We start from the raw sequence: 4229 nt of genomic DNA, 5'->3' as shown, positions 1-4229 counted from the left end.
ATCGGAACCTGGTGATCGGACCGTTCGCCTCCCCCTGGGGCTGGTGAACGGTCCGTTCGCCTTTCATGGAACTGATGAACGGTCCGTTCACCTCCTCCGGACCTGGTGAACGGACTGTTCGTCCTCTCCCTGAGGCCCGGTGAACGGTCCGTTCACCCCCTCTGGACCTGATGAACGGACCGTTCGTTCCCTCCCCGAGGCCCGGTGAACGGGCCGTTCACCCATGCCAAGCCAACTGTGCTCTCGCCTTGGCCGAGTGAACGGTCCGTTCACCAGCCCGGGGTGAGCGGTCCGTTCGCTGGGCTCGGGTGAGTGGCCCGTTCATCGAGCTCGGGTGAGTGGTCCGTTCATCGGGCTCGGGTGGGCGGTTCGTTCGCCGGGCTCGAGTGAGTGGTCCGTTCATCCGCCTGGGTCGTGACGGCGCTGGCCGACGGTGGTTGTCCACCCCGAACGAGCGAGTGCCCGCCCCGCAGCAGCGGGACGGGCACTCGGCTTCGGACCAGACCAGGCCAGACCAAGCCAGACTAGGCCAGACCAAGCCAGACCGCTGAGCGGTCGGTCAATCCGCAATCACACCTCGCGGCGCACATGCGTCCCGTCGCGGACGGTCCCCACGTACTCCTCCACCAGGTCCTCCAGGGCCACGACACCACGCGTGGCGCCGTCCGGGCCGACGGCCTTCGCCAGGTGGCTCTGCGAGCGCCGCAGCGACGCCAGCGCCTCGTCCAGCCTCGCGCCCACCGGCACCTCCGGCAACCCGCGCACCCGCCCCGGAGGAACGGTCGCGCCCTCACCGGCCTCGGCCAGGTCCAGCACGTCCTTCACGTGCAGGTACCCGATCAGGTCATCGGTCGACCGCACCGGGAACCGGGAGAACCCCGTCTCCGTCACCGCCGACTCGACCTCCGCCATCGTCGGCCGCGCCGACAGCGACGTCACCCGGTCCAGCGGCACCAGCACGTCCGCCACGGTCCGCTCCGCCGACGACAGCGTCTGCGCCAACCGCCGGTGCTCGGAGTCCTCCAGCAACCCCTCCTGCCGCGACTGCGAGATCAGCAGCGACAGCTCGTCCGAGGTGTACGCCGACTCCAGCTCGTCCTTCGGCTCCACCTTCATCAACCGCAGCACCCCGTTGGCCGCGATGTTGAACAGGCTGATGAACGGCCGAACGACCTTGATGAACGCCACGTGCACCGGCACCAGCCAGATCGCCAACCGCTCCGGGTTCGCGATGGCCAGGTTCTTCGGCACCATCTCGCCCAGCAGGATGTGCGCCACCACCACCAGCATCATGGCGATCGCGAACGACACCCCGTGCAGCACCACCGGCGGGATCGACAGCGGGTGCAGCGCGCCCTCGATCAGGTGCGCCCCGGCGGGCTCGCCGAGGCGGCCCAGCAGCAGCGAGCAGATCGTGATGCCCAGCTGCGCGCCCGCCAGCATCAGCGACACCTCGCGACTGGCCTTGATCACCAGCGCGGCGCGGGCCACCCCGCGCTCCACCATGCTCTCCAACCGGTCCCGACGGGCGCTGATCAGCGCGAACTCCGCGCCGACGAAGAACGCGTTGCACCCGAGCAGGACGAACGTCATGACCAGCAGCCAGCCGTCGCTCACCGGGACACCCCCGTCTCGGCCGACTCGACCCTGGCCACCCGCAGCTCGGCCACCCGGTGCTTCTCCATCTGCATCACCGTGATCCGCCACCCGTCCAAGTGAACCTCGTCACCGACGTCCGGGATGCGCCCCAGCTCGGACAGCACCAGACCCGCGAGGGTCTCGTAGTCGCCCTCGGGCATCCGGAACCCGGTCGCCTCGGCCACCTCGTCGTCGCGCAGCAGACCGGAGACCATCCAGCTGTCCCCGCCCAGCGCGCGCACCGGCGCGGACTCGCGGCGGTCGTGCTCGTCGCGCACGTCGCCGACGATCTCCTCCACCACGTCCTCCAGGGTGACCAGCCCGGCCGTGCCGCCGTACTCGTCGACGACCAGCGCGGTCTGCAACCCGGACGCGCGCAGCCGGTCCAGCAGCGCGTCGCCCTCCAGGGTCTCCGGCACCGTCTGCACCGGCCTGGTCAGCGCCGACAGCGGCGTGGTGGCCCGGCGCTCGCGCGGCACGCTGAACGCCTGCTTGACGTGCACGATGCCGCGCACCTCGTCCAGGTCGCCCGAGTGCACCGGGAAGCGGGACTTGCCCGTCTCGCGGGCCTTGGCGACCAGGTCGAGCACGGTCGCGTCGGCGCGCAGCGACTCCACCCGCACGCGCGGGGTCATCAGCTCGCCCGCCGTGCGGTCGCCGAAGCGCAGCGACCGGCCCAGCAGGGCGGCCGTGCCCTCGTCGATCGTGCCGTGCTCGGCGCTGGAGCGGACCAGCGCGCCCAGCTCCTGCGGCGAGCGGGCCGAGGCCAGCTCCTCCGCGGGCTCGACGCCGAGCCTGCGCACCATCCAGTTCGCCGCGCCGTTCATGCCGTTGATCAACCAGCGGAAGACCGACGAGAACGCGGCCTGCATCCCGGCCACGGCGCGCGCCGTCTCCAGCGGTCTGGAGATCGCCAGGTTCTTCGGGACCAGCTCGCCGAACACCATCGACAGCGTCGTGGCCAGCGCCAGCGCGATGGCCAGCGAGATCGGGGCCGCGACGGACGTGGGAACCCCCACCGCCGTCAGACCCGGCGACAGCAGTTGCGCGATGGCCGGTTCGGCGATGTAGCCGGTGATCAGGGTGGTGAACGTGATGGCCAGCTGAGCTCCGGAGAGCTGGAACGACAGGGACCGGTGGGCCTTGTCGACGGCCTTGGCCTTGGCATCGCCCACGTGGGCGACGTGCGATTCGACTGTGCTCCGCTCCAGCGCGGTCAGCGAGAACTCCGCCGCGACCGCGATGAACGTGCCCGCGGTCAGCGCCACGACGGCCAGCAGGCCGAGCACGCTCAGCAGGATTCCAGTCACCGGTCACCCCCTGGGGGGACCGGGTGGGACGGGTAGCCGGGTGTGGGGCCCGGCTCAGTACTGCACGGTTGCTCGTCGAGCACTGGGTAGATCACTCCTCGTCACGGGGACCCTTGCGGGTCTCCATTTTAGGTTGTGAACGTCGCTCAGCGCAGTCCGGTTCCCGCAGGTCGAGCCGAGCTGGCCCGGAGCACCACCTCACCGGCGACGCGCACCGTGCGTGGCGGGCCCCCGACCTCGTCCAGGACCAGGCGCGCGGCCCGCTCGCCCATCTGCTCCAACGGCAGTCGCACGGTGCTCAGCGGGGGCTGGAGGTCGCGCAGCGTCGGGATGTCGTCGAAGCCCGCGACGGACACGTCGCCGGGCACGTCCAGCCCGCGCTCGCGCAGCGCCGCGACCGCGCCGGTCGCCATGACGTCGTTGACGGCGAACACGCAGGTCGCGCCAGTTTTCGCGGCCAGCAGGTCGGTCACCGCGCGGGGACCGCCGGCCCTGGTGAAATAGCGCGGGAAGACCGCGGGGTCGGGCAGCGCGAGGCCCGCGTCGGCCAGGCCCTGGCGGAAGCCGGAGAGGCGGTCGCGGGCCACGACCAAGTCGTTCGGGCCGGAGAGCACGGCGAACCTCCGGTGCCCGAGCGCGGCCAGCTCCCTGGCGAGCGCGCGGGCGCCCGCCCGGTTGCCGGGCACGACCGTGTCGGCGCCCAGCTTGGCCTGGGAGATGCACGCCACCCGGCCGCCCTGCGCGGTGAACGCGGCGACCTCCTCGGCGAGGCGCGCCGTCGACGCCCGGTCGGTGGTGCGGCTGCCCGCGATCACCAGGGCGCGGGCGCGGTGCGCGCGGAGCGTGTTGACCAGCTCGACCTCGCGCTCCGGGTCGCGGTTCGTGGTGCCCAGCACGAGCACCATGCCCGCCTCCTCGGCGACCCTCGTCACACCGGCCGCGATGCTGGAGAAGTAGGGGTCGGCGATGTCGTGCACCACCAGGCCCACGAGCACGCTGCTGTTGCGGGCGAGCGCCTGCGCGGCGGCGTTCGGCAGGTAGCCGAGCTGCTCGGCGCTGCCGACGACCTTGTCCCTGAGCTCGTCGCTGACCTGCCGGGTGCTGCCGTTGAGCACGCGCGAGGCCGTCGCCAGCGAGACCCCCGCGTGCCTGGCCACCTCGGCCAGCGTGACCTGCCGCAACGCCAAGGCGGCCTCCTCCGGGTTAGTGGTTGGGCGAGACTAGCCCGGTTGGGCGGGAAGACAAGAGCTTGGCTCGGCGCGGTGGCGAAAAGTGGGGGTG

General features: G+C 71.7%; 3 protein-coding genes. All 3 read right to left on the bottom strand.

Annotation, left to right across the window (positions count from 1 at the left end):
* Nucleotides 1-570: 570 nt before the first annotated feature.
* Nucleotides 571-1617 carry a hemolysin family protein gene (locus ACTUAL_RS16020; RefSeq protein WP_440900826.1) on the bottom strand — a complete coding sequence of 349 codons (1047 nt, stop codon included), beginning with the start codon at nucleotides 1615-1617 and terminating at the stop codon, nucleotides 571-573.
* Nucleotides 1614-2948, bottom strand: coding sequence for a hemolysin family protein (locus tag ACTUAL_RS16015; RefSeq protein WP_096496203.1), 1335 nt, complete (start codon nucleotides 2946-2948; stop codon nucleotides 1614-1616). The genes ACTUAL_RS16020 and ACTUAL_RS16015 overlap by 4 nt, the downstream gene beginning before the upstream one ends.
* A 146-nt stretch (nucleotides 2949-3094) precedes the next feature.
* Nucleotides 3095-4135 (bottom strand): LacI family DNA-binding transcriptional regulator, encoded by a 1041-nt coding sequence (locus ACTUAL_RS16010; RefSeq protein WP_440900825.1) that lies wholly within the window; start codon nucleotides 4133-4135, stop codon nucleotides 3095-3097.
* Nucleotides 4136-4229: the final 94 nt, after the last annotated feature.

Source organism: Actinosynnema sp. (assembly GCF_052038725.1).
The sequence above is the reverse complement of the archived record's forward strand: the minus strand, read 5'-3'. Positions and strand labels throughout refer to the sequence as shown.